The following is a 26,461-nucleotide window of genomic DNA, read 5'->3' on the forward strand; positions in this document are numbered from 1 at the left end:
GGGTGAAGGTCAGTACTTTCTTGCGGCCGTACTTGTCGCCGATATGCCCAGCATGACGGCGCCAATCGGACGCGTGATGTAGGCCACGCCAAAGGTGGCGAAGGCGGCAACGGCAGCTGCGGCCGGGTCGAAGGCCGGGAAGAAGATCTTGCCGAACACCAGGGCGGCGGCGGTCCCGTAGATAAAGAAGTCGTAGTACTCCACGGCGCTGCCTATCCAGCTGGCCAGCGCGGCCTTGCGCGGTGAGCGGTTGGTTTGGTGCGTGGCGGCTGCCTGCGGCGTGGCCTGCCCGGATGCGGTTGCGGTCGACATTGCGTCCCTCCAAGAACTGAATTATAGATAAGTGAAAGTGCGGGCTAGAACCGGTGCAGAATGCCGGCCTGGAGACCGGTCAGTTTTTGTCCATTCACGTCTGCACCGGACAGGTTGGCCGAGGGGCCGGCAGATCCGCTGAAGCGGAATCCGGCCTTGCTGTCGTTGGACAGCCGGCTGGCAAAGCCGTAAAGCGTGGTGCGCTTCGACAAGTCGTAATAAGCGCCGGCATTGAAGCCCCTTGCACTGGCGCCGCCGCCGGAAGTGTCGTGCAGGACGCCGTACAGCGCCCCCACGCGCAACTGAGGGCTGATGCGGTAGTCGGCCGATACCTGCGCCATGTTGTAGTAGCGCGCGGCATTGACGTCCGTGCCGGCGAAGTAGTTATTGGGTACGCTGATATTGCTCAGGATAGCGGCCGCGTTGTAGCCCTTGTCGCTGGCGGTGCTGTTATTGCTGCGCCCCAGCGCCAGGTAGACCTTACCCTTGCTGTACTGGTAGTTCAGGTAAAGGTTCTGATAAACGACGTGGTTGCGCACCGTGGCCGTGGCGCCGTTCGGACGCGCGCTCAGGCCCACGTAGCCGATGCGCCAGGGGCCGGCCTGCCAGTCAAGCGCGGCCTGCAGCACGGGGCCGTCATCCGCCTTGCCCGCATTTTCCGGCAGCGCGTAATGCAGCGTGAGCTGGGCTCCCTGCAGGCGCGGCGACTTGTAATAGAGGTCGTTGTCGTAGCGCGACGGGATGCCGAAGGTGTTGAACAGCGAACCGAAGGTGGTGCGGTCGGTATAGTCGATGGCGCCGCCGATCAGGAAGATTTCCGTGTTCTGGCGCCCAATGCGGAATTCGCCGAATGAGCCCGCGACGCCGATCCAGGCCTGGCGGTCGAACAGGCGGGCGCTGTCGGCCATGGCGCCGGTGTCGGCGGCGAAGCCCTGTTCCAGCGTGAACTTGAACTGAAGGCCGCCGCCCAGGTCTTCGCCACCGCGCACGCCGAGCCGGCTGCGCAGGATGGCGCCGTCGTTCAGGCCCGTGATGCTGGCGCCGCTGCTGCTGTGGATATAGCCCACATGTTCATCGAAATTCCCGTAGATAGTGGTCTGGGAAAGCGATTGCGCCGACGCGGCGCCGCCCACCAGCCCTGCCAACAGGCATAGCTGCTTCTTCATACTGTCTCCGTTGCTGTGGTTTTTGTTTTATCAGTTCGTGGCGCCGGCGGGCCTGTATGCCCTCGGTATGGCGCCAAAGGCCGTTACTCCGAGCAGGGCGCTCAGCCCTGCCATGCAGGCCACCAGCGTTTCCGCCGGCGGCCAGTTGCTGGCTGACGCCAGCTGGCCTGCCGCAAAGGCCAGGCCGGTGATGATGCAACCGGACAGCGCTGCCGCCCGTCCGGCATTGGCCGGGAAGGGCGCCACGGCCCCGGCCTGTCCGCAGGGCTGGTGGAAGCCGTGGCCCAGCATGTACAGGCACTGCGGCACCGCCAGGGTCCAGACCGAGTGCCAGGGGCTGCGCCACAGCAGCAGTTGCGATGCGCCGCCCAGCAGCGACAGGCAGGCGCCGATGCGCACCGTGTGCGGTACGCTCCAGCACCGCAGCGCTTGCCGGCACAGCACCGTCCCGCACAGGAAGGAGAGTGTGCAGGCGGCGGGCAGCACGCCGTATGCCGTGCGCGACATGCCGAAGTGCTCAATGAAGATGAACGGCGACAGCAGCAGGAATACCAGGGCGCCGCTGTAGCTCAGGCCCGCCAGCAGCGACGAGTAAAGGAACTGCGGCGCCGCCAGCAAGTCGCGCAGTGCACCGCCGGCCGTCGCCGCGCTGCGCACATGGGTATCGGCGAGGCGCCAGTACACCACGAGCCAGGCCAGCGCACCGAAGACGGCCACCGCGGCATTCGCCGCATGCCAGCCAAGCGTTTGCGCGGCCCAGCCGCCCAGCACAGGGGCGCAGGCGCCAATTGCGGCCATGCCGCCCATGCTGCGGGCCATCACGCGCAGGCCGGAAGCGCCCGGATAGCTGTCGCGGATCAGGGCGCGGGCGCCGACGACGCAGGCGGCGGCGCCCGCGCCCAGCGCCGTGCGGCTGGCCAGCAGCATGCCGAAGTCGGAAGTGAGCGCCGAAGTCAATGCGGCTGCCGTGTACAGGGCCAGGCCCCACAGCAAGGTAATGCGACGGCCGTAGCGGTCTGCGATCGGACCGGCTGCCAGCTGCGACAGGCCGAAGGCCAGCACGAAGGCAGTCAACGTCGATTGCACCTCTCCGCTGCTGCGCCCCAGCTCCTGGGCGATCTGCGGCAAGGCCGGCAGATACAGGTCGCTGCCCACTGTCTGCGTGGCGAGCAGCAGCACCAGGATCAGGCCCAGGGACGGCGCACGCATCACTTAACCTCCGCCTGTTTGTCCATCGCCAGGGCGGCAATGGCCAGCTGGTAGCCATGCACGCCGAAACCGGCGATCACGCCCTGCACGGCGGGCGACAGATAGGAGTGGTGGCGGAACGGTTCGCGTGCATGCACATTCGAGATGTGCAGCTCGATCACCTTGACCTGCGCTCCCTTGATGGCATCGTGCAGCGCCACTGAAGTGTGGGTGTAGGCGCCGGCATTGAAGACCACGCCCGCCAGTTCGCCGCGCGCCTGGGCGGCGCCTGCCTCGTGCAGCCAGTCGATCAGCACACCTTCGTGGTTGGACTGGCGGAATTCCAGCGTCATGCCGTGCTGGGCGCAGGCGCTGCGGCACAGGCCTTCAACGTCGGTCAGCGTGTGCGCGCCATAGATGCCCGGCTCGCGCTGGCCCAGCAGGTTCAGGTTTGGTCCGTTCAGGACCATCACGGATTGCGTCATGATCTTCCTCACGCCATCACGGGGTGGCCATGGGCGGGACGGCGTACTTCCAGGCTGCGGCGCAGTATCTGGTCCGTCACCCATTTGGCGGAGCGGTGGGCGCGCCCTGCAACGATCTCGGGCGAGAGCTGCAGGTAGTCGTCGTTGAAGACTTCGAAGCTGTAGTCGCCACGGTAGCCGCCACGGTCGAGACGGCGCAGCAAGTCGGCCAGTTCGGCCGAATGCGCGCCTTCGCCGGGAAAACGCGCAGGTGGCGCGCAGTTTCCAGGCGTTCCTCGGCGCTGCGGATTTCGCGCCACATGAAGTCGGACAGCTGCACCATCGCGATCTTGTGGGCGGGGATGTCCGCCAGCCCATCGAGATCGGCGCCGTTGGCCAGCATGTGGAAGGAATCCAGCACCACACCCAGGTTGGCGTGGTCGGCCAGTTCCACCGCGGCCCACGATTGTTCGTACTGGTTGATGTGGCGGCCCCAGGACAGCGCCTCGAAGCCGACGTGTACGCCCAGCGGCACCGCCGCCGTCGCCAGCTTTGCCAGTTGGCGCGCGACCAGGTTGATGTCGCCGCTGGCGTGGCTGGACGTGGTGGAACACACCATCAGCAGCGGGGCGCCGACGGCCTGGCACACCAGCAGCATTTGCTTGGCGATGTCGAACTTGTAGTCGTGCAGCGCGCCGCTCAGGCCTTCGTAGTCGCGCATGACCTGGATGCCGGTAACGCGCACGCCGCTGTCGCGCACGATGCGTACCGCTTCATCCAGTCCGCCGGGATGGCCGGCCAGGTCACGCGCCCACAGCATGATCTGCGAGAAGCCCAGCGCCTGCGAGGCGCGCAGCTTGGCTTCCAGCGGACCGGCCAGGGTGATGCTGTCCATGCCGAAGTTGGAGAGATTCACAGTGCCTCCAGCGCGCGGAATGCGTCCGAAGAGACGCCCGGCCAGCCGAAGTGCTCGAGGTAGAGCGGCGCCTGTTCGATCAGCATTTCCTTGCCTTTCTGGATGCGGCAACCCAGCTCCTGCGCCTGGCGCAGCAGGCGCGTCATCTCGATCTTCATGCCGCAATCGGCCACGATGCAGTTCGGTGACACGTCCTGCAAGTCGATGGGCACGGCGTCGTCCGCGTGCATGCCGAGCGGCGTGGCGTTGACCACCACGTCGAAGCCGGCCGCCTGCGGCGTACCGATCAGGATCTGGACGGCGGGGAAGGCTTGCTGCAAACGGGCCTGCAGGGCCACCGCCTGTTCCGGGCGGGTGTCGCAGATGGCGACTTGCGAGAAACCGCGTTCGGCCAGCGCATAAGCCACTGCGCAGCCCACGCCGCCGGTGCCGACTACCAAGGCGCGCGAGGTGGCGGGATTCGGTCCCTGGCCTGCACAGGTACGGTCGAAGGCGCGGATGAAGCCTTCGCCGTCGATCAGGTCACCGGTCAGCACACCGGCTGCGTCCTTGTAGATGGCGTTGCAGGACCCGGCCAGCATGGCGCGGCGGGTTGCCTGCTGCACCGCGCCAACGCTGGCCGGCTTGTGCGGAATCGAGACGAAAATGCCGCCCACGTTTTCGAAGGACATCAGCATGCGCACCGCGTCCACATACGCTTCGGGCTTCACCTTGAGCGGCACCACGCGCGCGTCGATGCCGTGGCGCTGGAAGTAGGCGTTGAACAGAGCGGGCGCCTTGACCTGCTCGACCGGCCAGCCGATCACAGGGAAGATGCGCGTGGTTCCGGAAATCTCGATCATTGCTGCTGCTCCTTCAGGTGGCTGGCCACCAGCTCGAAGCTGACGCCGCCTTTGTACAATTGGGTCAACGCTCCCTTTTCGCTGGCTTGCGCGGGTTCGCGGTCGATGAAGACGATGCCGCGCTGCTTGAGCGCGCGCACGGCGGCCGGCACGTCCGGCGCGCCGAAGGCAACGCGGATCAGCTGTTCGCCCCATTGCAGGCCGGCGGCGCCTTCGGGCGGCTCGACCAGCTGCAGGTAGAAGCTGTGGCAGGGGCTCTCCAGTAGCGTCCCCTTGGGCACCACGCCGAAGTAGCGGCCTTCAGGCAGCGGACGGAAGTCCATCAGCTGCTGGTAGAAGTCGATCCATTCGGGCGCGCGACCGGCGCCGATGGCCTGCACCACGCCGAAGAAGTGCATGTCCGCCATTGCGGGCGCAGTGGCCGGCGCGTGCGGGATCGGCTTGAAGTCGACGTCGTAGATGGAGAAATCGTCGAAGCGGTCAACGAAGTAGAGGATGGAGTCTCCCGGGCCATGCACGCCGGGGATGTTCAGCTCCATCACGCCGGCGCGGGTCTGGATTGCCCAGGCGCCGTGATCGACCGCGTGGCGGTAGGCGGCATCGGCGTCGCGCACGCGCAGGGCGATGGCGCTGACGACAGTGGAGCGGGGCTCGGTGCCGGACTGCTGCAGTGCGCGCGGATCGGCGTTGACAATCACATTCATGCTGCCCTGGCGGTACAGCGTCACCTCGCGCGAGCGGTGGCGGGCGGTGGCGACAAAGCCCGCCTGTTCCAGCAGCGCGCCGAAGGCCAGCGGCTCCGCGCTCGCGTATTCGATGAATTCGATCCCGTCGATGCCGAGTGGATTATTCGGCTCGGGATGGTGTTCTTGTGCCCTCATGGTCTCCTCGTTTGATGGTTTGTTGCTGACGAGTGTAGAAAAGGGCGGCCCTGAAAAACAGGCCCGAAAACCGCGAATAATGCGATAATCGCCCACGGTGCGCGATAATCGCGCAAAACGGTGAAAATTATGCGACCGCAGGCGCTGCAGGATGTGGAAGTCGCCAAGCGCGACCTGATCGAGGGGCTGGTAAAAGGGCTGGAAGTGATTCGCGCCTTCAGCGACGAATCGGTGCGCCTCAGCGCCAGTGAATTGTCGGAGAAGGTCGGGCTGACGCGCAGTGCGGCGCGGCGTTATCTGCTCACGCTGGTGCACGTTGGCATGGCGGAGACGGATGGGCGCCAGTTTTGGCTCACGCCCAAGGTACTGTCCCTGGGCCACTCCTACCTGGACTCGGCACGCCTGCCGCGCGCCATCGTGCCCTATCTGCAACGGCTCACCGCGCAGCTTCAGGAATCCACCAACTACTCCGTGCTGGAAGGCGACGACGTGGTCTACGTCAGCCGCGTCAACGCCCCGCGCGTGCTCACGCCCGGCTTCGACCCTGGCACCCGCTTGCCCGCCTACACCTCCACCGCCGGCCGCGTGCTGCTGTCAGCACTTCCGGATGACGAACTGCACGCCTACCTCGCGCGCGTCGAGCTGGTGGCCTATACCCACATGACCCGTGACCGACAAGGACGAATTGCTGCGCGAACTGCTGGCGATTCGCCAGGCCGGTTTCGGCGTCACCGAGAACCAGTACGTGGTCGGCATGCGCGGCATCTCGGTGCCGGTCAAAGCCGCCGCGGCGAGCTGCTCGGCGCTTTGTCGGTTTCGATGAGCATCGCCAGCTGCTCTCGCGCCGAAGCCACTGCGCGCTGCGTGCCCGCGCTGCAGGAGACCGCGAACACCGTGATGCTGTGGGTTTGATCAGGCGCATGGCGGTCGCGTCCAGGCAGGCATAAGCTCTTGAGTTAAGCCAGATAAGTGATTTCTGTCATAACCCAAGCGGCTTAGGTTTCTGCTACGACGCCTACAGTGTTGACAATCGGCCGGCTCCGCGTAGTCATCTTTCCGTAATGATCATCGCCCTGCGCATGTTCAAGTCCAAGGCAATGGTTGTGAGGCCGTATTCAATCTGAACTGCGCACACGGGCCGCCGGAACTGCGGGAAAACCAGGTTTCTCAAGGAAGCAAATAGGGAAGATTGTCGATGTGTTGGCCGTGGAGATTCCGCGGTTGTGCGTTAGCTCGGGGCAAATTCATGAAATTGACTGACGACGAGTTTGAAGCTGCAAATAGTCGGGCCGAAGCTTTGAAGGCTGCGTTTCCGCCGGCGATAGCGGTACGTTACGATCGTCGCGTGTCACGTGTCGTCATTACCTTGGCGTCTGGTCTACAGCTCGCATTTGCGCCACGTGATGTGCAGGGCCTTGAGAAGGCGGTTCCGGCCGATCTCGCAGAGGCGCAGATCAGCCCCTCAGGCTTGGGCGTGCATTTCCCAAAACTCGATGCCGATCTCTACATACCGGCTTTATTGGAGGGATTTCTGGGATCAAAACGCTGGATGGCTTCGCAAATGGGCAAGATGGGCGGCGATGGCACTGTCTTTGCTGGGCCGCTTTTTCGGTCGTCCACACGTAGAGTCTGTGACCAGTTGCCCCTTCGACGCGCAGTTGTTATGCGCTGGTATTCGCACCGTCGCTACGGGCAGAGTGAAGTAAACTTGCGCAGCGAAACTAGGGCCCATCACTCACGGGCCCTTTCGCAGTGCCACCACGCCACGCTCAGCCAAGGTGAGACGCCGCCGGGGTTTTTATTTTCCGAGTGTTGGGTAGTCGAGATAGCCTTGCTCACTGAGGCTATACCAAGTGACCTCGTGGTCTTGGTTCAGCTCGGCGCCGACCGCTAGCCGATGCGGCAGATCGGGATTAGCCAGGAAAGGCCGGCCATATGCGACAGCGTCAGCCAAGCCGGAATCCAGAGCTGCCTGTCCCGAAACTCCGTCATAGCCGGTGTTCAAGACGAGAGGGCCATTAAAGACTTCGCGAATTAACGGCGCGATGGGAGCGCGCAATATCGTCGGATGCATCTTGTCCTTGCTAGGTGCGCTTGGCTCGCGGATCTCGAGGAAGGCGATGCCGATGTGGGACAGAGCTTTCGCGGCGGCGGTGAACAAAACTTCCGGCTGGCTCGTCATCAACGCCTTGGATCTCGCCATTTGGAGAAAGGCGCACAGAGGTGCGATCGGCACCGATTTCGGCAGCGACGGCGTCAGTGACTTCGCGGAGAAGGCGAATGCGATTCTTAACGCTGCCACCGTAGGCATCATTGCGATGGTTGCTGCTATCCCGCATGAACTGATCCAGTAGATAGCCGTTTGCGGCGTGCAACTGGATACCGTCAAAGCCGGCCGAGAGAGCATTGCGAGCAGCTCGGCGAAAGTCGTCCACGATGCCTGGTATTTCCTCAGTGCGCAGAGCACGCGCTTCAGTGTACGGCCAGCCGCAAGGCCTTGGCGACTGATACCCGTCGCCTCAGAGATGATGAGGCCAGCGCTCGCCCGTTGCCGGTAATAAGGCACCATCATTTCGGTGGGTACGTGGTCCCGTGAGTTACGACCGCGCGTGAGTGCGGCCATCAATACACGGTTTGGTGCAGAGATCGCGCCCAATTGGATTGAATCAAACAGTGATGGCATGGCTTTCTCCGTCGGTATGGTGTGATGGTTGCTTAGGCTTCGATCACATCCATTTCAGGCAGCGAGGCGCCGCCTTGGCGTTGCTGAATCAGGCTATGGGTGGTCAGCGGGCCGCCGAACTGCTGCAGCAGGCCACCGCCAGCGATAGGACCCAGGTCGATCGGCGCATAGCCGAAGCGCTCAATCAGGTCAGCGAGAGTTTTGTTCGCGTCCTTGTCATTACCGACAGGAACAGCACGCGACGGCCTTTGGCATCGTCAGGTTTGCGAGCCAGTACGTTGGCGAACATCGTGTTGAAGGACTTGACCAAGCGTGCACCTGGCGCAGCTTCGGCCACGATGTCGGAGGATGGACGACCAGCCAGATCGGCAGGCGAGAAATCTTTGAAGTCGATGGCATTGGTGGTGTCGACGATGATGCGATTGTTCCAGGCTGGAGCATCTTTCAGCGCTGCTTTTACCGCGTCGAACGGTACGGCCAGGAAGACGATGTCAGCGTTCAGGGCCTCTTTCAGCTCAGTGGGAACAATGGCCGATCCCAGTTCGTTGACCAGCGCTTTCAGGCTTTCTGGGCCACGAGTGTTGGCCACTTGAACTTGCAGTTCTTGGCGAGCGAATTGACGTGCGATTGCGGTACCGATTGCGCCAGAGCCGATGATTGCGTATTTCATGACTTACTCCTTAGTGGGTTAGTTGATGGAGTAAGTGTGCCGCTTTAAATGCCTCATGATTAGTAGGTAATCATTGGTAATACTTTCCACTGTTCGTGTAAAATCAGTTATGGAAACCCTGTCGAACCTAGAGTCTTTCATTCGCAGTGCTGAGACTGGCAGCTTCTCAGCGGCTGCCCGGCGTCTTGGATTGACCCCCACCGCTATCAGCCGAAATGTCGCCATGCTTGAACGGAACCTTGGGGTTAGGCTGTTCCAGCGCACCACGCGCAAGCTCAGTTTGACGGAGGCGGAGAGCAACTGATGGCCAATATGGGCAGCAGCTTGGACGTACTACAGGCGGCGCTGTCGCAAGTGGGAAATGTGAACACTGGCCCTTCCGGCCTTCTCAAGATCAGCACCCCCACAGCCTTTGGTCTCAATTACCTGATGCCTATGCTCCCAGCAATGAGGGAGCGCTATCCGAATCTGCGCGTGGAATGGCACCTTGAAAATCGCCAGGTGGACATCGTCGCCGAAGGGTTTGACGTTACGGTAGGCGGGGGTATAGGACGCGGAGAAGGTTTGGTAGCAGTTCCTCTGGCGCCGGCGCACCTGATTGCAGTCGCATCGCCCAGCTACCTGGCCACACACGATGTACCAAAGAATCCGACTGAACTTGTCGCGCTCGAAGGCATCGTGATCAGAAGCAGCAACCAGGGGCGAGTTCGCCAATGGACAATGCGTAATGCTGAAAACCAGGAGGCAGTGGCTGAGCTACGTGAGTCGCTTATCGTCAACGATGCCGTTGGCGTGATTCAGGCTGCGAGGCTTGGAATGGGCGTCGGCCTGTTGGTCGTGCCGGACGCGCTTCCTGGGCTTCTTGATGGCTCCCTGGTGAGACTCTTGCCCGATTGGTGGGTAGATGCAGGGAAGGTGTCGCTGTTCTACAGCACCCGCAACCTGATGCCGGCCAAGTCACGGGCATTCATCGACTTCGTTAAAGAGGAGTTTGCGCGCCAACACTATGATGAAAAATTCTACGGGTCGGCAGCTAGTCATTGAGTCCTGCTTTGCGGCCGTGGATGATGTCGTGGTCGTCCAGGCGAACCAAGGTATAAGCGAGGTCTTAGTGAGATCATCACGGTTCTTGACCGTGACCTGTCCTGGGAGGAAAACAGCGGAGCCTAGAACTCGCGGGCCAGGTCCACTAATTTGCGTGGATGGGCTCTGCCCTGTAGAGCATGTCGACTATTTAAGATTCTCGATTGCCCCGTTCTCCACCTGACTGGCGTCGGAGGTCTGTAAATTCAGTCTATGATCTTAGGATTTTAGTTGGCGCACTGCTGACCTGGTAGAGGTAACAAATTGGAATCAACTCAACGAAAGGTGTCTTGAGCACGCCCCTTGTCAGAACGATTTCCCGCATTCGCGCCAAAGCCCATCGCCTAACTGAAGAAACGCCCGCCTATTCGTTTACTGAGGACCATAAGCACATCCACCGCTAACGCCACGTCCACGGTGCCGGATGAGATTCTATCCACGCTCGTGCGCTTGAAAACGCATGGTCTTCGGCGGCAGTTCCCGTTGTAAATGACGCAGTGCTTATTGCGACCTTTTCCGGATCTCGCTCGATGCTATGGCCGGCAGTAATCGTGCTCATGTAGCCATAATCAGCGAGTTGGCCAAAGTAGCGTACTTCGATTAGATATCCTCTATAACGTTGTGTCGACATTGCCCCTCCTTGTTGTAATGCCGTGCACGGCTAAACAAGGACGAAGCCCTGCTGCGGAGTAGACCGGTGCCTCGTCGCTATCTCACTTCGGCATTTATGAGACCACATACGCCATTGGACCGGCGCGCTGCTGTCCGCTGATGAGCCACGAGGGCCTACCGCGACCACGAAACCGCGGCACTGCGAATATCCCGCATGGGTGCTCGATGCGGAGTAGGGGCAACAGATCTGTAGGCGCTATCTTACAGCCTTACCACCTCCCGTCCTGCGAGCAATATTTCAATAGCTAGTATGATGTTGGCTCAGCTGCGCGACGTGCGTCGAGCATGCAGGTTTACGCGACCTGAAAGCGCGCAACAATATGTGGACGCGATGGCAAACAGCATATTGATCGTGGACGATAACCACGAGGTAGCAGATCTTCTGTTCAGCCTGATGCTTCAACATGACCGAATACCGCATTGTGCGTGCAACGGCAGGGATGCCATCGCCGCTGTCGGGCGCCATTTGCCAGAGGTCGTCATTTGTGATTTGGCCATGCCTGGCATGAGTGGCTTCGATGTGGCCGAATCCCTGAGCGCAATATATGGCGCGCGATGCCCCATCATGATTGCATTAACCGGCTGGTCAGACTCGGGCGTAGCGCAGCAAGCACTTAACGCTGGCTTTAGTATCGTCCTGGCTAAGCCGACCGACATTCGGCAACTTCTTGCGGCAATCGATCTTGCCCGATCAGCACGACAGAGTGGCATCGCGCCGAATTAACATGAATTTGTTCGGCGCCAAAGCGCATTGCATAGAACGGGCTTAGCGCCTATACCTCCGGCAAAACGTGCCCTATTAACGCAGGCCCTGGGCAGCTCGCCAGGCAGTCGACCCGCTTAAACGATCCTGATGTGGGTCGCTTTGTCTCCTTTGGGGCCTGCGCCTTTCTCAAACGAGACGCGTTGATTTTCTTTCAGGCTCTTGAACCCGTCGGTCTGGATGTCCTGAAAATGTGCAAACAGGTCGGCTCCCCCGCCATCTGGCGTAATAAACCCGAAGCCTTTTGCGTCGTTGAACCATTTAACTGTGCCGGTCTGTACCGCCATGATATTGCTCCTTCTGTTGTGAGGGACGTTTCGTCCAAAACGCGTCGCAGATCAGGAGGCGCTAACTGAAGGATTCAATCTGAAATAGCTCGTGAGGGAGCGACAGGAAGGGGCCAACAACGCTTTGACTTGACGACATGCCAGTTCAGTGTAGACCTAAACCGGCGCGTTCCCTAGCTTTTTTGATCCCTCACGCGGCGTGCAAAGCTTATGAGCATGGCGTGCGCTGCCAACGCGGCAAGAACAGCGCCGATTCAGTGCGAAGTCACGGCGTGTTGCCGACGCTGTTAGCGACGCTAAAGCATGTCCGATAACCGCGATGCAGATTGTTCGCTCAGGCGCGGACAATGCTGTCATGCTGGGCCAGCACCACGCCACCCTCCAAGGGGAAACTGTGATGACTCCACCCGGCCGTCCTGTCAGCCTCGTCCGAACTTTTCCGCAGCCGCGCTTGAATCGTAGCCTTTCCAGTATCATCGACCAAGCGTTATTGCATGCAGTTCGCCACCCTCACGATGCAAGAGCGCTGCTGGAGATTGCGGGCATCGATGCGGCGACTGTTGTTCGCCTGATGTCGGGATCGAAACGCCGTCGCCCCATCGTACGGACACCCAAAGCTGGGAATGCGCTCACTAGAGGAATACTTTAGCTTCACACCTCGCCGTAATGATAGTGCGGCTTCGCGAAGTAGCATGGGTGATGAGCACTTAATTGCGCAATCCTTTTGCGCATGCAGGCGGGCGCTGAAAAGTGCCTGTTTCCTACTGTAGACGAGTAACTGAATCCTTCACGCTCTAAAAGGCACGCTCAGTATCGGCGAGCAATTGTTCTCCCGCGACTGGGTGGCGGTTCACTGACCGAAGCTGCGACGCAACCACCGTCGGCAAACACTCTATCACTGCGCGGTGCGTGGCATAGTTGATCACGCGAGTGACAACGCTAGGCGGAACGCCCTGCGCGCGGAGGTACTCTCCTGCGATCCGAAAGCCCTTGTTAAAGTTCAGCTCAAAACCTGTGTCGACGATCATGGCAAGGGCAGCGTCGAGCCGCCTGTCAAGGCGGCTGCTCCCGTCCGAAGCGAGGCCGGAGCTTTGGTGAGCTACAAATTCATGGTGGGACATGTGCCACCACTTTGTCAGTCAAACGTCCAGTCCAGCGCCGCGAGTCCTGGTCGCAAACCAAGTGCAGCGTTTCAAGCTGTTGACCGCCGCACCCCAACCAGTGCGCAATCGCGACGCGTGCTGCATCATCGCATTTGTCGGACTCACTCATTTCCTTGTGCCAAAGATTGCCAGGGAACTCCAAGGAATACTTGAACTCGCGGTCAAGCACCGAGCGGCCGCCCCGAATCGATATCTGTGCAATCGTCTTACATACCGAGACATTGAGATGGGCCTCTGCACCAGGTGGGACAACAAAGTTCAGTTTCATGAGGACTCCCTATCCGAGACCACACCGTACTCAAGTTTCGCCGGCAAGCTGACGCTCAAACCCGCGTCCATTCAACACCAAGACTTCACGCTTGCCTCTTGCCGCTGCATCGTCATTGGCTTCCTCCTGCGTCTCAAATGCCTCGTCCGGAAAGATGATCGTATGCCTGATCTCTTTAGGCCAATGCAGACTGTTACGATCCAATGGTGGTGGTAGATGTCTGAGTATGACAGTGGACGCATACCTGAGCTTGCCATCGTCGCAGTGGAATTCCGCGCATCTGAGGGTAATTTTCCAGCCATGAAACCACGATGTCGATTGGCGGCGCATTGTGCTCTCCATCACTCGATTTCTGGCGCTTTCAAGGAAAGAAAGTGGCGACGAGCAAGCCTGGCTTCCTTGCGCACAATAGACAAGACGCACCATGCGCTTGCCTGACGCACCTCAAAGTGACTTGAGGCTTTGGACACTATACTCTCGCATCTGTAATGACCTAGCGATTTCGGCAGCGCATGCAGCGGGGGCGACATTCGGTTCAATGCGAGCGACTATGCTTTTGGGCATACATTTGCTCGTCTGCCTGAAGAACATAATGAGATAGCGTTTGGTCGGCACTGGAATCGACCAGGACGACGCCGGTACTGATCGAAACGCTGTACGGCCGTTCCTGCATTAAATTGAGTGCATGCAGGTTGGCCTGAATACGCGCCAGGATGACTTCAGGCTGCTCGTCGTCAAGGGTATACGCCACAAATTCGTCGCCACCCAGTCGCGCTACAACGTCGGCGTGGCGAAACGACTGCCGGAACACGAGTGCGGCATCCCGAATCATGGCGTCGCCGACATCGTGCCCCAGTGCATCGTTCACACTCTTCAGCCCGTCGATGTCGGCGAAGATGACGGCGCTTTTCGTGCGCTTGCGCTGCGCAAGCTTGTGGATTTGTTCTGCCTGCAAGAAAAAGCCGCGCCGGTTGTACAAGCCGGTCAAGACGTCGGTCAGCGACAACATCCGCATTTCGCTTACCGCCTCGTCCCGTTGCTTCAGTTCTTCAGCATGGGTAACGGACGTGTTGGCAATCTTCAGGCTCTGTTCGTGCAGAAGGCACTTCAGTATGCGGTGCGCCTCGATCCGACCGAGCGCTGCCGCAGCCAACTCCAGAATAAACAATACAGTCCTCTTGTACGCCTCCTGCGTGGTTGCGTCCAGGTCACGGTTCCAGTTGACGGCGAGGACAGCAACCGCAGCCTGCGCAGGCACCGCCAGCACAAGCGTGCGGGGCTCGCCGTATTCCAGATGCTGCTCGCCCTTAGACTGCTCATCCGCAGCGAATGCCGCTTCACCTATCAAGTGCACAGCGGCATGGTACAGCGGATGTCCAGTTCCGGCGGAACGCGCGACACCGTGCCTGTCGAACTCGAAGACTTCCACCCGGTCGCTGCGTAGCAACAGCAACGCCGATTCGAGCCGTACCAACTCCGCCAGGGCGCTGCCGATCAGTGTGAGCGAACCTTGCGTCTCGTCGGTCTGGAGTAGCTCACGTGCTAGAGTCAATAGTATGCGTAACTGGGCAGGGGCAAGTTGCCGGGCTTCCACCTGACACTTTCTCATGGTGTTTTGGCCTCCTCAGTCAATCATCTCCTCGGCAACTGTAACCGAGCCGGTTGTCGGTGTAGCTGGCACGTTCAGAATTCCTCGGTGTCCTCTGGCTGCTGCGGAGATGATGGCGTAATCGCCTCCGATTCCAATTGATCGGTACTCGGTGCGCGACGCAACAGCGGCTTGTCGAGGACTCTCGTGATCACGGCCGAGGGAACGCGCCGGTATTCCATGTACTTCTGCGCCAGCGACCGATTGCGCACGGCCAGAATGTTCAGGCCGCGCGCCACCGCCTTTGCAGTGCAGATATCATTGCGTCTTTGGCGTTCGATCATCGCTGTCTTTCCTGTGATCTGCTAAGTTCGTTGATGTTTCATTGCTTCGAACTCGCCGGCCGCAATGCGCTCTTCGCGTGTCGTAATTGGATCGCCGCTGTCGTGGACCAGCCCAGCCGCGCGCTCCGCGTCAGCCAGAGCCTCTGGCGCTACTGAGCCTTCCGACCCTCCGTCTGCCAATGGCGGCTCCAGCATGTCCAGTACCATGCTTCGCAACTCCGCAGCATCAGGCAGTAAGCCGCGCCTGAGCCGTTGATGAATATAGTGCTGAAGTTCTGACTCCTGCTCTGCGCTCAGTGGCAGCCCATGGAAAGAAACCTCTTGTCCAGCGTCATCCATGGTGCTTCTCCTGATTTACGACTTGCATCGAGTGTACGCTTATTCCCATACAAGTGTCGGTCAAGCGGGGGCATTCGCGGGAACGCTAAGAGCAAAAACCGCCAGAGGCCGGCCAAGCTTAATCGTCTTCCCTTCGCGACAAGCTGCGGTGACACTCTGCAGCGCCAGCGAAACACATTGCGGTAAAGATGACCTACATGTCCCTTTGGCGAATTCAATTCCTGGACACCCACGGTACTGTGCAAGTATGTCTTGGCGCACACGAAAGCTGTCCAAGCAATCATGAGGCCATAGAGATTGTGGTCCAATACTTGATATTGAATGCGCGCAGCACCACTGACACTGCATTGGCTTTAACACTACTGTCAGCTGACGAGCTTTCTAGAATCGAGATTCGTTCTATTTCTCAGAGTAACGCGACTACTCCAAGCCGCACGATTACCTAGATGCTGGCGCAGGACTCGTACATGAGACTCCATCGCGCGCAGGGGCGCAATGCGCGTTACGGTTTATGCGGCGCTCACTTTCAGCGATTGACCCTGAGTGTTGAAATCAATTGGTAGAATTCTTAACTCGACCGAAGAGGTAGTTGACGCAGGATTCTGCTTTTAGGCTAATCGATCTCATGACAATCGGCTGCGCATTGCATTAGCCAAGCGCTCGTCCTCAGTTTGGTTACTTCGACATGAGATATGATGGCAAGCTTGGCTGGCATGCGCTCCCCCCCAAATAAGGTACGACAATTCATCCTGAGTAGCGTTCAGAACCTGCTATCGGCTAGTCTTATTGCATGCACCATTGTCCGCCGGACGGCGACAAATCGGATGTGATCGGAATCAGCGTCCGTAGTGACGGTACGCGTCGCGACTGCTTCCGGTGGCGACAATCCCGCCGCGCTCACAGACGCTGCACTATGTGGATATTGACTGCACGCGCGCCATACGCGCACTCCTCGACCTCATAAGAGACCAGCTTCTCTTCGAGGCTCTCAGTTTTTTGTTCTACGACGAAGTCCTCTATTTCGGCACTGACATCATATCCTCCGGCATCGGGCCGGATCCGCCCGATCCCCTTTAACCTGCTAAACCAATGGATAGTTCCTGTATGCGTACTCATGTAAGTGCTCCTTGTTTTAGACGAACGGGTCCAATTCCCAGGTAGAGCCAGTGATCGAGGATCGGACAGGAATGGCGCAGGGGCCCAACAGGAAGGAAACAGGATGGTGACAAAGAACCGAAATAGAAGTGGCAGTGTAGGAAAATCCAGAATTCGCCTAATCGTGTCCGACTCTAGGTAAGTTGCTGAGGCATGCCGACTGTTTCTAGCATCGCGCTGGCCTGATAGGCCTCGGCTTCAAAGCTTTTATTACGGGGTGCAGCAAGCGGACGGATTGGGACAGCTAGGTTCAACGATGCACAAGCTTGACGCTCAGACCGTCCCGTGCTTCACTCGTGACGCCTCATCCCCGATCTGGGCGGTGCCATGCATGATGTGTCCCGCAACTACGCGGCCGCCTTGAGTCTTCAGGATTGCGATGCGCGCAGGCGCAACGCGGGGCCGTCGTGCCTGTACACCGCCTCGGGCAAAGTGACATGCCGCGCGCCTTTCATGTCAGCTTCCACGATACTCCCTTGGTGCCGTGCATCATCTCGCGTTTTTAAATGACACAGATGTTGCTGGCCTTTTCGCCTTTCGGCCCGTTCGAGCGTTCAAACGAAACGCGTTGATTTTCGGACAGGCTTTTGAAGCCGTTCGATTGGATATCCTGGAAGTGAGCAAATAGATCGGCGCCGCCTGCATCAGGGGTGATAAAGCCGAAGCCTTTCGCGTCATTGAACCATTTCACAGTGCCGGTTTGAGTAGCCATTTTTAAAGATCCTTGTAAATGCATGGGCAAGACGCCCGGTGCACATTCGACCAAGAGGGATAACGGAAGGCATCAAACAGGACCGCGCGAGGGCGACACGGGAGAGAAAGACCAACAATAACGACGACTTGATGTAGTGCCAGCCACAACATACAGGACTTCCGCCGATTCACCTAATGATTTCGTATTTTTGTCGTGGATCAGCTGGACGTGGGGCGATGTTCCTGTAGCGGTAGCGCTCTGTCAGGGCTGGAGTGCGGCGAACTCCGCGCAAAGCATCGTCACCAGGAAGGTGCGCGCAATCATGCCTTGTACTTCGCGTGCCCCGCGGGCACGGCGCCTGACCGCTCGAGCTTATACCAGTCGGCGCTGCGTTCGCCGGGCCGGTAGGTAGAGCTAGCGCGTTTGGCCACAATACCTTCAGGCTGGGGTTGCATGGTCTGGGCATGCAGCCAGGAAATCGGAATAGGTACGTCATTCTGGCTGAGGTGTTGGAAATACAGCGCGTGCGTCGGTCGGTGTGCTTCAAACAGTTGGGCAAGATGGGCCTTGCGCGTGACAAGCGGTGTGGTGGTAATGTCTTCTCCGTTTTCCATTAGCAGATCGAAAACGCAGTAGGTCACTGCAGCAGCGCCTTCTGTGTAACGCCGCATACTGGCGCGCGCCTGTAAGGCATCGAAGTTGCTTTGACCGAAGACGTCAAGCACGCACATCTCGCCATCGACGATGGTTTTTCCGCACGCGAGCTCGGCGAGGGCATCGCTGACCTCCTTGAACCAGTTGGTGCAGTCCGTGCCGTTCCGCGTGCGCAGCTGGCACTCACCTTCGCCGAACTCTGCCATGACACGATAGCCATTGAACTTCGGCTCGACCAAATAATCATCCTGATCTTGCGGTGCGCTGCGTGGCTCGCCCAATAGCATCGGACGGACCGAGTCGATGGTCAACACGGCGGCCTCGCTAATGCTGATGGCCCAGTTTTCCGCGCACGGCCTGAGCGCTGCCTAGCAATTCCTTGACCAGCTTAAAGAACGGATCCGCTGCCACGCCCAGTTCTTTGGTCCAGTCATCGACAGCGCGGTGTGGGTGTACGTCAATGCGGCCGCGGCCCGGGGCGCAGCGGGTGTTCAGATGGTCCATGATGATAGCCTCCTTGCACGCAAGTGTACGAGCGTTATGGACCATCATCAGTTATCGCACGCACGTATTCAGGAGCGCTCGCCGGGGAGAGCTGCGCGCTGTTCGAATTGAAGCAGCAGGTGTTCGGCAGAACCGTGCAAGGGCAGGCTGGTGAGTTGCGTCGATAGTTCGGATCTGGCAGCGGTGCCATCACGGCAGCAATAATGCCTGGCAGCGTTACTAAGAGACCTGCTTGACCCGGCGATACGTTTAGATCTTGCGCAATTTGAGGAAGCAGACCGACGGGTAAGAACTCGGAAGTAACGAGCGCAAATGCGCCAATTCCGACCGCAGCTACCGCCGCCCAAGGCGCCAATTGCTGCGACTCTTGGACCTCTCCTGACGCCAAGCCGTCCATTGATTTCATCTTGGCTCGACCGTGCTCGATGAGGTAGGGCCCATGGTGCTCACTCGAACTTCACAAGATTGAGGGTCGGGAGGGGGCCACCTGGGAATTGATGCAGGCGCCCAGCTTCAACGCCCCCAAGAGTGAGAGCATGGAAACCAAGACGGTCAATTAATTTTGCCACCTCGGCATTAGCCGCGGCATCTACGCCAGACACGAACATTACTCGTCGACCGCCCTCTGCATTAGGGACGCCTGCTAACAACGATGGTCGCAGGTGATTGAATGCTTTCACAACGCGTGCACCTGGAACGAGGTCAGCGACAACTGCGCTGGAAGCGCGGCCACCTAGGTCGAAGGGGCGGAAAGTCGGTGCTTCAATGGGATTGTTCGTGTCGACGACAATCCGGCCATCCCAGGGGCCCAGGTCTTTCACGGCTCCCGGTATCTTCGACCATGGAACTGCGATGAACACAATGTCCGATCGAGAGGCATCTTGCACGCTGGCCGGCGTAATGCCAGGTAGTTCTGCGGCCAAAACATCCAGCCCCGCGGCACCGCGGCTGTTGGCGATTCGAGCCTTAATGCCATTACGAGCGAGTGCGCGGGCAATGGCGGTCCCGATAGCGCCGGCGCCGATGATTCCGATATTCATGGTCGTCCCCTTAAGCAGTAAAGCCGCCGTCGACCATCAATTCGGCGCCCGTGACGAAGGAGGCGTCTTGGCTCGCCAGGTATGCGGCGGCGGCTGCGACATCGGCGCCTTGTCCATACCGACCCATTGCAATACCTGGTTTGACGAAATCCGCAACCGGGCCATCTGCCGGGTTCATATCGCTGTCTGTCGGGCCTGGGTGAATCGTGTTGACGGTGATGCCGCGAGGGCCGAGGTCGCGTACCAGACCACGGGTGAAGCCGGTCACGGCGCCTTTGGTCAATGTATAGGCAGACGCTGTCGGAAATGCCGCGTACTGCACGATCGAGCTGCCAATATGGATGATGCGGCCGCCGTCTCCCATGTGGCGCAGAGCTTCTTGCGTAGCGACGAACACGCCGGTTACGTTCACAGCCAGGATGCGTTGGAAGTCTTCGAAGGCAATATCCTGAGGGGCGCCAAGTACGCTGATGCCTGCGTTGTTGACGAGGATATCGATTTTCCCGAACTGTTCTGCCACTGCCGCAACTGCGTAGCGCACAGCTTCAGGATTCCCAGCATCAGCTTGAATGGCGGTGGCGTTGCCACCTGCGGCTTTGATTTCGGCCACGACTTCCTGTGCCTTCTCAGGAGATGCGTTATAAGTAATTGCTACGGTGGCGCCATCCGCTGCCAGACGCTTGGCGATTGCCGCACCAATCGAGCGGCTGCCACCAGTAACGACTGCGACTTTGCTTTGAAGTTTGTTCATGATCCGTTTCCTTTCAGGGAAGTTGTTTGCGATGGACCTAGTATGGGTTTCGCCAGCTTCAAGCGGTAGTCGGTAGTTGCTATAATCACTTTCAAGCAAGCATTGAAAGTAATTGCAGTGGAGACCCTATCCAATCTCGAGTCATTTGTTCGCAGCGCAGAGTCAGCGAGTTTTTCAGAGGCTGGACGCCGCTTAGCGCTGACGCCAGCGGCCGTGAGCCGAAATGTCGCGCAGCTGGAACGAAATCTTGGTGTGCGCTTATTTCAGCGCAGCACGCGTGGACTCAAGCTAACGGAGGAGGGGGAGCGATTTCTCAACGCCATTGCGGGAGGTTTGGACAGTATCCAGTCGGCTATCGCGGATGTAAGTGTTCATGCGGGACAGCCTGCTGGCACGTTGAAGCTTAGTGCTGCCCCTGGCTTTGCACGCGACTATTTACTTCCACTGATGCCGACGTTCCTTGAGCAATTTCCGGCAGTGCGTCCGGACTGGCATCTCGATAACAAACAGGTAGACCTGATTGCGGGTGGATATGATGCCGCTGTCGGCGGCGGCTTCGAGCTTACACCTGGTGTTGTCGCGCGTGAGCTGGCGCGCATCAAGATCATCGCGGTTGCATCGCCCAGTTTCATGTCGGGTCGCCGACCCCCAGTACAGCCATCGGACCTACAGGACTGGGAAGGGATAGTAATGCGTTCTGCCATCACTGGCCGTCTGCGTCACCGTGCTCTACGTAACAAGTCCGGTCAGGAACAACTAGCCGAGTTGGTCCCATGCATGTCAATGACCGAACCGGATGGCATGGTGCAGGCCGCACTCATGGGGATGGGCGTTGCTTTACTAGCTGTACCAAACGTGCTGCGCTTTCTTGAGACCGGTGAGTTGGTGAGACTCTTACCCGAATGGCATGAAGATGCCGGACCGATTTCACTCTATTTCGCAAGTCAGAAACTATTACCCGCTAAGACGCGCGCTTTTGTAAATTTCGTTACGGAGCATTTTCAAAGAGAGAGATTGGCGCAGCGATTTCAACAATTTTGAAATGGAATTTGATGTGATTTGAGTGGTCGCACACGGCGGACTTCGAATTTCTTCATTGGTGAGGTTCCATTTTCAGCGGCTTCAACTCCGCCCGCATGATGAAATAGGTAAGCGTATTCTCCGTACCGTATTGAGCCAGGCAGCGGAAAGCGCGATGATTTGGATTACACCGCTGGGAGGCGGAGTTCAGACGCCGGAGAGTTGGTCGGCGCAGTTCCAGGGCAGGAAGTCGTCGACCCGGTTCACGGGATGATCGGCGATGTGCGCCAGCACATGGCGCAACCAGGCTTCGGGGTCGACACCATTCAGCCTGGCCGTTCCGATTAGCCCATACATGGCGGCAGCGCGTTCGCCGCCGCTGTCGGCACCAGCAAAGAGGAAGTTGCGTCGGCCAAGCGCCACGCCGCGTAGCGCGCGTTCGGCAGCTGAGTTATCGATCTCGATGCGCCCGTCATCGACATAGCGCGTCAGCGCCGGCCACAGCTTGAGCGAGTAGAGGATCGCCGCCGCCGTATCGGACTTGCGTGATAGTGTGCCGAGCATAGTGTTCAGCCAGCGTTCCAGGTCATCGAGTAGCGGCCGTGATTGTTGTCGCCGCACTGTGCAGCGCTCAGCCGGTGGTTTGCCGCGGATGTTTTCTTCGATGGCATACAGTTCGCCGATGCGGCGCAGTGCCTCGGTAGTGAGTGGCGACGGCCGCGCTGCATGTAGGTCATAAAACTTGCGACGGGCATGCGCCCAACAGGCAGCTTCAGCTACACGACCTCTTTCGTAAAACTGCGTTGAAGCCGGCATATGCGTCGGCCTGCAGCACACCAGAGAAGTTAGCCAGATGGCCCTGTGGGTGTTCGCCTTTGCGGTCGGGCGAATACGCAAACCAGACTGCCGGTGGCGCACCATCGCCACTGGCGCGGTCATCGCGCACATAGGTCCAAAGCCGCGCGGTGCGCGTCTTGCCGTTGCCGGGCGCCAGTACCGGCAGTGGTGTGTCGTCGGCATGCAATTTGGTGGCAGCAAATACATGGCGCTGCAGCGCATCGACCAATGGCCGCAATAGCGTGCTGCTGGCGCCAACCCAGCTGGCCAGCAGACTGCGCTCCAGTTCCACGCCCTCGCGAGCGTAGATAGTGCTCTGCCGATACAGCGGCAGATGATCCGCAAATTTCGTAAGCGTCAACTGAGTACCGTCTAGACGTCGACTCACCGCCTGGCTGATCATCGGTCGTCGGCACAACAAATTTGTGTCCACAAATTATTTATGGACACAAATATTGGATCGAAAGGCGAGCGGCCCATGCGTGGGCCTTACCGCCATCACAGCGAGGAATTCAAGCGCTCCGTTGTGAGGCAGTCGTACCAACCTGGCGTTTCGGTTGCACGGCTGGCGCGCGAAAACGGCATCAACTCGAATCAGATATTCAATTGGCGCAAGCGATACTTCGTCGACCAGCATACAGCGGGGCAGCCTGATACTCCGGCATTATTGTCAGTGACCATTGCCGAAGAGCCGCCATCGTCATGTGCCGATGGCGATGATCGCCGCGACGGCGCGCTCGAATTGACCGTCGGTCATGCCAAGCTACGCATTGAAGGAAATGTCGATCCTGGTCTGTTGGCGCAAGTCCTGGATAGGTGGCTGCGATGATCGGCCTACCTGCGGGAACCAAAGTCTGGTTAGCCGCCGGCGTTACCGATATGCGCAGTGGCTTCGACGGTCTCGCGGCCAAGGTGCAAAGTGCGCTGGCAGAAGATCCGTTCAGCGGCCATGTGTTCGTATTCCGAGGCAAGCGTGGTGATCTAATCAAAGTGTTGTGGTGGACCGGCGACGGCCTATGTTTGCTGGCCAAACGCCTGGAGCGTGGACGCTTCGTCTGGCCGCAGGCCAATAGCGGCAGCGTGGCGCTGACGCAAGCGCAATTATCGATGCTGTTGGAAGGAATCGACTGGCGCCGCCCAGAGCGAACCTGGCGACCTTCATCAGCCTTGTAAACTTGATATGACCTGCGTAAACTGGGCTGCATGCTCAACGCCGCCGACCTACCCAATGACATCGAAGCCTTGAAGGCCATGCTGCTAGCCAGTGAGGCCAGGGTAGCACACCTGAACGCTGAGCTGTCCACGCGCACTGCGGAAATCGAGCACCTCAAACTGGTGCTGGCGAAACTGAAGCGCATGCAGTTTGGCCGCTCTTCGGAGAAGCTCGACCAGCAGATCGAACAACTGGAACTGCAGCTCGAAGATCTGGAAGCGGAAGAGGCAGTGGCGGAGGCACGAGCGACAATGGAGGTGGCGCCACGCAAGAAGGCTGAACGCAAGCCGCTGCCACCGCACCTGCCACGAGATGAGCGTGTGCTGCGTCCGGCGAACGAGTCCTGCCCGGACTGTGGCGGTAAGCTCAAACACCTTGGCGAAGACGTTTCGGAGCAACTGGAATACGTACCGGCGAGCTTCCGCGTCATCCGCCATGTGCGACCGAAGTTGGCTTGTACCTGCTGCGATGCCATCGTGCAGGCGCCGGCAGCAAGCCGGCCCATTGCACGCGGCCTGCCTGGCCCCGGTTTGCTGGCGCATGTGCTGGTGGCGAAATTTGCGGATCATCTGCCGCTGTATCGGCAGAGCACTATCTACGCTCGCGAGGGCGTGGAACTGGAGCGCAGTCTGCTGGCCAGCTGGGTTGGCGCCAGCAGCACGCTATTGCGGCCATTGGTCGATGCGCTGCAGCGCCATGTATTTGCTGCCACCAAATTGCATGCCGACGACACACCACTGCCGGTACTGGCGCCCGGCAACGGCAAGACGCGCACCGCGCGGCTTTGGACCTATGTGCGCGATGACCGCGCCAGTGGCGATGGTGCGCCACCGGCAGTCTGGTTTGCGTATTCGCCCGACCGCAAAGGCGAACACCCACAGGGCCATCTGGCTAACTTCTCTGGTGTGCTGCAGGCCGACGCATATGCCGGCTTCAACGCAGTTTACGAAAGAGGTCGTGTAGCTGAAGCTGCCTGTTGGGCGCATGCCCGTCGCAAGTTTTATGACCTACATGCAGCGCGGCCGTCGCCACTCACTACCGAGGCACTGCGCCGCATCGGCGAACTGTATGCCATCGAAGAAAACATCCGCGGCAAACCACCGGCTGAGCGCTGCACAGTGCGGCGACAACAATCACGGCCGCTACTCGATGACCTGGAACGCTGGCTGAACACTATGCTCGGCACACTATCACGCAAGTCCGATACGGCGGCGGCGATCCTCTACTCGCTCAAGCTGTGGCCGGCGCTGACGCGCTATGTCGATGACGGGCGCATCGAGATCGATAACTCAGCTGCCGAACGCGCGCTACGCGGCGTGGCGCTTGGCCGACGCAACTTCCTCTTTGCTGGTGCCGACAGCGGCGGCGAACGCGCTGCCGCCATGTATGGGCTAATCGGAACGGCCAGGCTGAATGGTGTCGACCCCGAAGCCTGGTTGCGCCATGTGCTGGCGCACATCGCCGATCATCCCGTGAACCGGGTCGACGACTTCCTGCCCTGGAACTGCGCCGACCAACTCTCCGGCGTCTGAACTCCGCCTCCCAGCGGTGTAATCCAAATCATCGCGCTTTCCGCTGCCTGGCTCAATACGGTACGGAGAATACGCTTACCAAATTTCGCCACCAGCACATGCGCCAGCAAACCGGGGCCAGGCAGGCCGCGTGCAATGGGCCGGCTTGCTGCCGGCGCCTGCACGATGGCATCGCAGCAGGTACAAGCCAACTTCGGTCGCACATGGCGGATGACGCGGAAGCTCGCCGGTACGTATTCCAGTTGCTCCGAAACGTCTTCGCCAAGGTGTTTGAGCTTACCGCCACAGTCCGGGCAGGACTCGTTCGCCGGACGCAGCACACGCTCATCTCGTGGCAGGTGCGGTGGCAGCGGCTTGCGTTCAGCCTTCTTGCGTGGCGCCACCTCCATTGTCGCTCGTGCCTCCGCCACTGCCTCTTCCGCTTCCAGATCTTCGAGCTGCAGTTCCAGTTGTTCGATCTGCTGGTCGAGCTTCTCCGAAGAGCGGCCAAACTGCATGCGCTTCAGTTTCGCCAGCACCAGTTTGAGGTGCTCGATTTCCGCAGTGCGCGTGGACAGCTCAGCGTTCAGGTGTGCTACCCTGGCCTCACTGGCTAGCAGCATGGCCTTCAAGGCTTCGATGTCATTGGGTAGGTCGGCGGCGTTGAGCATGCAGCCCAGTTTACGCAGGTCATATCAAGTTTACAAGGCTGATGAAGGTCGCCAGGTTCGCTCTGGGCGGCGCCAGTCGATTCCTTCCAACAGCATCGATAATTGCGCTTGCGTCAGCGCCACGCTGCCGCTATTGGCCTGCGGCCAGACGAAGCGTCCACGCTCCAGGCGTTTGGCCAGCAAACATAGGCCGTCGCCGGTCCACCACAACACTTTGATTAGATCACCACGCTTGCCTCGGAATACGAACGCATGGCCGCTGAACGGATCTTCTGCCAGCGCACTTTGCACCTTGGCCGCGAGACCGTCGAAGCCACTGCGCATATCGGTAACGCCGGCGGCTAACCAGACTTTGGTTCCCGCAGGTAGGCCGATCATCGCAGCCACCTATCCAGGACTTGCGCCAACAGACCAGGATCGACATTTCCTTCAATGCGTAGCTTGGCATGACCGACGGTCAATTCGAGCGCGCCGTCGCGGCGATCATCGCCATCGGCACATGACGATGGCGGCTCTTCGGCAATGGTCACTGACAATAATGCCGGAGTATCAGGCTGCCCCGCTGTATGCTGGTCGACGAAGTATCGCTTGCGCCAATTGAATATCTGATTCGAGTTGATGCCGTTTTCGCGCGCCAGCCGTGCAACCGAAACGCCAGGTTGGTACGACTGCCTCACAACGGAGCGCTTGAATTCCTCGCTGTGATGGCGGTAAGGCCCACGCATGGGCCGCTCGCCTTTCGATCCAATATTTGTGTCCATAAATAATTTGTGGACACAAAT

General features: G+C 59.5%; 30 protein-coding genes and 5 pseudogenes. 9 read left to right on the forward strand and 26 right to left on the reverse strand.

Features of this window, described 5'->3' with window-relative positions; all coding sequences use genetic code 11:
- Positions 1-9: 9 nt before the first annotated feature.
- The 7 genes and pseudogenes from ACHMW6_RS05140 to ACHMW6_RS05170 form a co-directional block, all read right to left on the reverse strand.
- Positions 10-312, reverse strand: a complete 303-nt coding sequence (locus ACHMW6_RS05140) for a hypothetical protein (RefSeq protein ID WP_395406086.1) — start codon at positions 310-312, stop codon at positions 10-12.
- 44 nt (positions 313-356) lie between these two features.
- Positions 357-1,478: a porin gene (locus tag ACHMW6_RS05145; protein ID WP_395406087.1), complete on the reverse strand. Its 1,122-nt coding sequence runs from the start codon at positions 1,476-1,478 to the stop codon at positions 357-359.
- A gap of 30 nt (positions 1,479-1,508) precedes the next feature.
- Complete coding sequence (locus ACHMW6_RS05150) at positions 1,509-2,687, reverse strand: Bcr/CflA family efflux MFS transporter (protein WP_395406088.1); 1,179 nt, start codon at positions 2,685-2,687, stop codon at positions 1,509-1,511.
- Complete coding sequence (aroQ, locus tag ACHMW6_RS05155) at positions 2,687-3,151, reverse strand: type II 3-dehydroquinate dehydratase (RefSeq protein ID WP_395406089.1); 465 nt, start codon at positions 3,149-3,151, stop codon at positions 2,687-2,689. Before aroQ ends, ACHMW6_RS05150 begins: the two co-directional genes overlap by 1 nt.
- Positions 3,152-3,159: 8 nt before the next feature.
- A pseudogene (locus ACHMW6_RS05160) lies at positions 3,160-4,046 on the reverse strand (sugar phosphate isomerase/epimerase family protein).
- On the reverse strand, positions 4,043-4,888 hold the full coding sequence (locus ACHMW6_RS05165) for a shikimate dehydrogenase family protein (RefSeq protein WP_395406090.1): 846 nt from the start codon (positions 4,886-4,888) through the stop codon (positions 4,043-4,045). Before ACHMW6_RS05165 ends, ACHMW6_RS05160 begins: the two are co-directional and overlap by 4 nt.
- Positions 4,885-5,769: a 4-hydroxyphenylpyruvate dioxygenase gene (locus ACHMW6_RS05170; RefSeq protein ID WP_395406091.1), complete on the reverse strand. Its 885-nt coding sequence runs from the start codon at positions 5,767-5,769 to the stop codon at positions 4,885-4,887. Before ACHMW6_RS05170 ends, ACHMW6_RS05165 begins: the two co-directional genes overlap by 4 nt.
- Positions 5,770-5,898: 129 nt before the next feature.
- Here ACHMW6_RS05170 and ACHMW6_RS05175 point away from each other — a divergent pair, with 129 nt between their 5' ends.
- Both ACHMW6_RS05175 and ACHMW6_RS05180 read left to right on the forward strand, forming a co-directional pair.
- Positions 5,899-6,681, forward strand: coding sequence for a helix-turn-helix domain-containing protein (locus ACHMW6_RS05175; protein ID WP_395406092.1), 783 nt, complete (start codon positions 5,899-5,901; stop codon positions 6,679-6,681).
- Positions 6,682-7,015: 334 nt separating this feature from the next.
- Positions 7,016-7,663, forward strand: coding sequence for a DUF2442 domain-containing protein (locus ACHMW6_RS05180; RefSeq protein WP_395406093.1), 648 nt, complete (start codon positions 7,016-7,018; stop codon positions 7,661-7,663).
- Here ACHMW6_RS05180 and ACHMW6_RS05185 read toward each other — a convergent pair.
- Together ACHMW6_RS05185 and ACHMW6_RS05190 are read right to left on the reverse strand one after the other, a co-directional pair.
- A pseudogene (locus tag ACHMW6_RS05185) lies at positions 7,568-8,452 on the reverse strand (alkene reductase). The gene ACHMW6_RS05180 and the pseudogene ACHMW6_RS05185 overlap by 96 nt on opposite strands.
- Before the next feature lie 184 nt (positions 8,453-8,636).
- Positions 8,637-9,122, reverse strand: coding sequence for an NADPH-dependent F420 reductase (locus ACHMW6_RS05190; RefSeq protein ID WP_395406094.1), 486 nt, complete (start codon positions 9,120-9,122; stop codon positions 8,637-8,639).
- A 109-nt stretch (positions 9,123-9,231) separates the two neighbouring features.
- Here ACHMW6_RS05190 and ACHMW6_RS05195 point away from each other — a divergent pair, with 109 nt between their 5' ends.
- The 3 genes from ACHMW6_RS05195 to ACHMW6_RS05205 all read left to right on the forward strand — a co-directional run bounded on the left by ACHMW6_RS05195 (position 9,232) and on the right by ACHMW6_RS05205 (position 11,601).
- Complete coding sequence (locus tag ACHMW6_RS05195) at positions 9,232-9,426, forward strand: LysR family transcriptional regulator (RefSeq protein WP_395406095.1); 195 nt, start codon at positions 9,232-9,234, stop codon at positions 9,424-9,426.
- On the forward strand, positions 9,426-10,166 hold the full coding sequence (locus ACHMW6_RS05200) for a substrate binding domain-containing protein (RefSeq protein WP_395406096.1): 741 nt from the start codon (positions 9,426-9,428) through the stop codon (positions 10,164-10,166). The genes ACHMW6_RS05195 and ACHMW6_RS05200 overlap by 1 nt, the downstream gene beginning before the upstream one ends.
- Before the next feature lie 1,042 nt (positions 10,167-11,208).
- On the forward strand, positions 11,209-11,601 hold the full coding sequence (locus ACHMW6_RS05205) for a PleD family two-component system response regulator (RefSeq protein WP_395408537.1): 393 nt from the start codon (positions 11,209-11,211) through the stop codon (positions 11,599-11,601).
- Between the two features lie 116 nt (positions 11,602-11,717).
- Here ACHMW6_RS05205 and ACHMW6_RS05210 read toward each other — a convergent pair whose 3' ends face one another.
- From ACHMW6_RS05210 to ACHMW6_RS05270, 13 genes and pseudogenes are all read right to left on the reverse strand, one after another.
- A complete protein-coding gene (locus ACHMW6_RS05210) occupies positions 11,718-11,927 on the reverse strand; it encodes a cold-shock protein (RefSeq protein ID WP_395406097.1) in 210 nt (69 codons plus the stop codon).
- Positions 11,928-13,034: 1,107 nt separating this feature from the next.
- A complete protein-coding gene (locus tag ACHMW6_RS05215; RefSeq protein ID WP_395406098.1) occupies positions 13,035-13,358 on the reverse strand; it encodes a hypothetical protein in 324 nt (107 codons plus the stop codon).
- A 30-nt stretch (positions 13,359-13,388) separates the two neighbouring features.
- A complete protein-coding gene (locus ACHMW6_RS05220) occupies positions 13,389-13,688 on the reverse strand; it encodes a hypothetical protein (RefSeq protein ID WP_395406099.1) in 300 nt (99 codons plus the stop codon).
- Positions 13,689-13,893: 205 nt separating this feature from the next.
- On the reverse strand, positions 13,894-14,967 hold the full coding sequence (locus ACHMW6_RS05225; protein ID WP_395406100.1) for a diguanylate cyclase: 1,074 nt from the start codon (positions 14,965-14,967) through the stop codon (positions 13,894-13,896).
- Between the two features lie 74 nt (positions 14,968-15,041).
- Positions 15,042-15,290 (reverse strand): hypothetical protein, encoded by a 249-nt coding sequence (locus tag ACHMW6_RS05230; RefSeq protein WP_395406101.1) that lies wholly within the window; start codon positions 15,288-15,290, stop codon positions 15,042-15,044.
- A 21-nt stretch (positions 15,291-15,311) separates the two neighbouring features.
- Positions 15,312-15,629: a hypothetical protein gene (locus ACHMW6_RS05235; RefSeq protein ID WP_395406102.1), complete on the reverse strand. Its 318-nt coding sequence runs from the start codon at positions 15,627-15,629 to the stop codon at positions 15,312-15,314.
- 897 nt (positions 15,630-16,526) lie between these two features.
- Positions 16,527-16,745, reverse strand: a complete 219-nt coding sequence (locus tag ACHMW6_RS05240) for a cold-shock protein (RefSeq protein ID WP_395406103.1) — start codon at positions 16,743-16,745, stop codon at positions 16,527-16,529.
- 541 nt (positions 16,746-17,286) lie between these two features.
- Positions 17,287-17,496 (reverse strand): cold-shock protein, encoded by a 210-nt coding sequence (locus ACHMW6_RS05245; protein ID WP_395406104.1) that lies wholly within the window; start codon positions 17,494-17,496, stop codon positions 17,287-17,289.
- 302 nt (positions 17,497-17,798) lie between these two features.
- Positions 17,799-18,446, reverse strand: a complete 648-nt coding sequence (locus tag ACHMW6_RS05250) for a hypothetical protein (protein ID WP_395406105.1) — start codon at positions 18,444-18,446, stop codon at positions 17,799-17,801.
- Between the two features lie 10 nt (positions 18,447-18,456).
- A complete protein-coding gene (locus ACHMW6_RS05255) occupies positions 18,457-18,636 on the reverse strand; it encodes a hypothetical protein (protein WP_395406106.1) in 180 nt (59 codons plus the stop codon).
- Between the two features lie 181 nt (positions 18,637-18,817).
- A pseudogene (locus ACHMW6_RS05260) lies at positions 18,818-19,033 on the reverse strand (MFS transporter); the annotation flags it as partial.
- 49 nt (positions 19,034-19,082) lie between these two features.
- Complete coding sequence (locus tag ACHMW6_RS05265) at positions 19,083-19,676, reverse strand: NADPH-dependent F420 reductase (protein WP_395406107.1); 594 nt, start codon at positions 19,674-19,676, stop codon at positions 19,083-19,085.
- Positions 19,677-19,686: 10 nt separating this feature from the next.
- Positions 19,687-20,427 carry an SDR family oxidoreductase gene (locus ACHMW6_RS05270; protein ID WP_395406108.1) on the reverse strand — a complete coding sequence of 247 codons (741 nt, stop codon included), beginning with the start codon at positions 20,425-20,427 and terminating at the stop codon, positions 19,687-19,689.
- A gap of 117 nt (positions 20,428-20,544) precedes the next feature.
- Here ACHMW6_RS05270 and ACHMW6_RS05275 point away from each other — a divergent pair, with 117 nt between their 5' ends.
- Positions 20,545-21,468 (forward strand): LysR substrate-binding domain-containing protein, encoded by a 924-nt coding sequence (locus tag ACHMW6_RS05275; RefSeq protein ID WP_395408538.1) that lies wholly within the window; start codon positions 20,545-20,547, stop codon positions 21,466-21,468.
- Between the two features lie 186 nt (positions 21,469-21,654).
- Here ACHMW6_RS05275 and tnpC (ACHMW6_RS05280) read toward each other — a convergent pair.
- Positions 21,655-22,699, reverse strand: a pseudogene (tnpC, locus tag ACHMW6_RS05280) (IS66 family transposase); the annotation flags it as partial.
- Between the two features lie 27 nt (positions 22,700-22,726).
- On the opposite strand from tnpC (ACHMW6_RS05280), the gene tnpA (ACHMW6_RS05285) reads away from it, so the two are divergent.
- Genes tnpA (ACHMW6_RS05285) through tnpC (ACHMW6_RS05295) form a run of 3 tightly spaced genes read left to right on the forward strand, consistent with a single transcriptional unit; the run spans position 22,727 to position 25,029 of the window.
- On the forward strand, positions 22,727-23,113 hold the full coding sequence (gene tnpA, locus ACHMW6_RS05285) for an IS66-like element accessory protein TnpA (protein ID WP_395400528.1): 387 nt from the start codon (positions 22,727-22,729) through the stop codon (positions 23,111-23,113).
- The gene (gene tnpB / locus ACHMW6_RS05290) at positions 23,110-23,457 is read left to right on the forward strand and encodes an IS66 family insertion sequence element accessory protein TnpB (RefSeq protein WP_395400534.1); all 348 of its coding nucleotides are present in this window, start codon (positions 23,110-23,112) and stop codon (positions 23,455-23,457) included. The genes tnpA (ACHMW6_RS05285) and tnpB (ACHMW6_RS05290) overlap by 4 nt, the downstream gene beginning before the upstream one ends.
- A 30-nt stretch (positions 23,458-23,487) precedes the next feature.
- Positions 23,488-25,029 carry an IS66 family transposase gene (gene tnpC, locus ACHMW6_RS05295; RefSeq protein WP_395400532.1) on the forward strand — a complete coding sequence of 514 codons (1,542 nt, stop codon included), beginning with the start codon at positions 23,488-23,490 and terminating at the stop codon, positions 25,027-25,029.
- A gap of 80 nt (positions 25,030-25,109) precedes the next feature.
- On the opposite strand, the pseudogene ACHMW6_RS05300 reads toward tnpC (ACHMW6_RS05295), so the two are convergent.
- The 3 genes and pseudogenes from ACHMW6_RS05300 to tnpA (ACHMW6_RS05310) form a co-directional block, all read right to left on the reverse strand.
- A pseudogene (locus ACHMW6_RS05300) lies at positions 25,110-25,679 on the reverse strand (IS66 family transposase zinc-finger binding domain-containing protein); the annotation flags it as partial.
- 30 nt (positions 25,680-25,709) lie between these two features.
- Positions 25,710-26,057 (reverse strand): IS66 family insertion sequence element accessory protein TnpB, encoded by a 348-nt coding sequence (gene tnpB, locus ACHMW6_RS05305; RefSeq protein WP_395400530.1) that lies wholly within the window; start codon positions 26,055-26,057, stop codon positions 25,710-25,712.
- Positions 26,054-26,440: an IS66-like element accessory protein TnpA gene (gene tnpA / locus ACHMW6_RS05310; RefSeq protein WP_395400528.1), complete on the reverse strand. Its 387-nt coding sequence runs from the start codon at positions 26,438-26,440 to the stop codon at positions 26,054-26,056. The genes tnpB (ACHMW6_RS05305) and tnpA (ACHMW6_RS05310) overlap by 4 nt, the downstream gene beginning before the upstream one ends.
- Positions 26,441-26,461 lie beyond the last annotated feature (21 nt).

Origin of the sequence: Pseudoduganella sp. UC29_106, from assembly GCF_044055365.1 — a bacterium.
GTDB lineage: Bacteria > Pseudomonadota > Gammaproteobacteria > Burkholderiales > Burkholderiaceae_D > Rugamonas.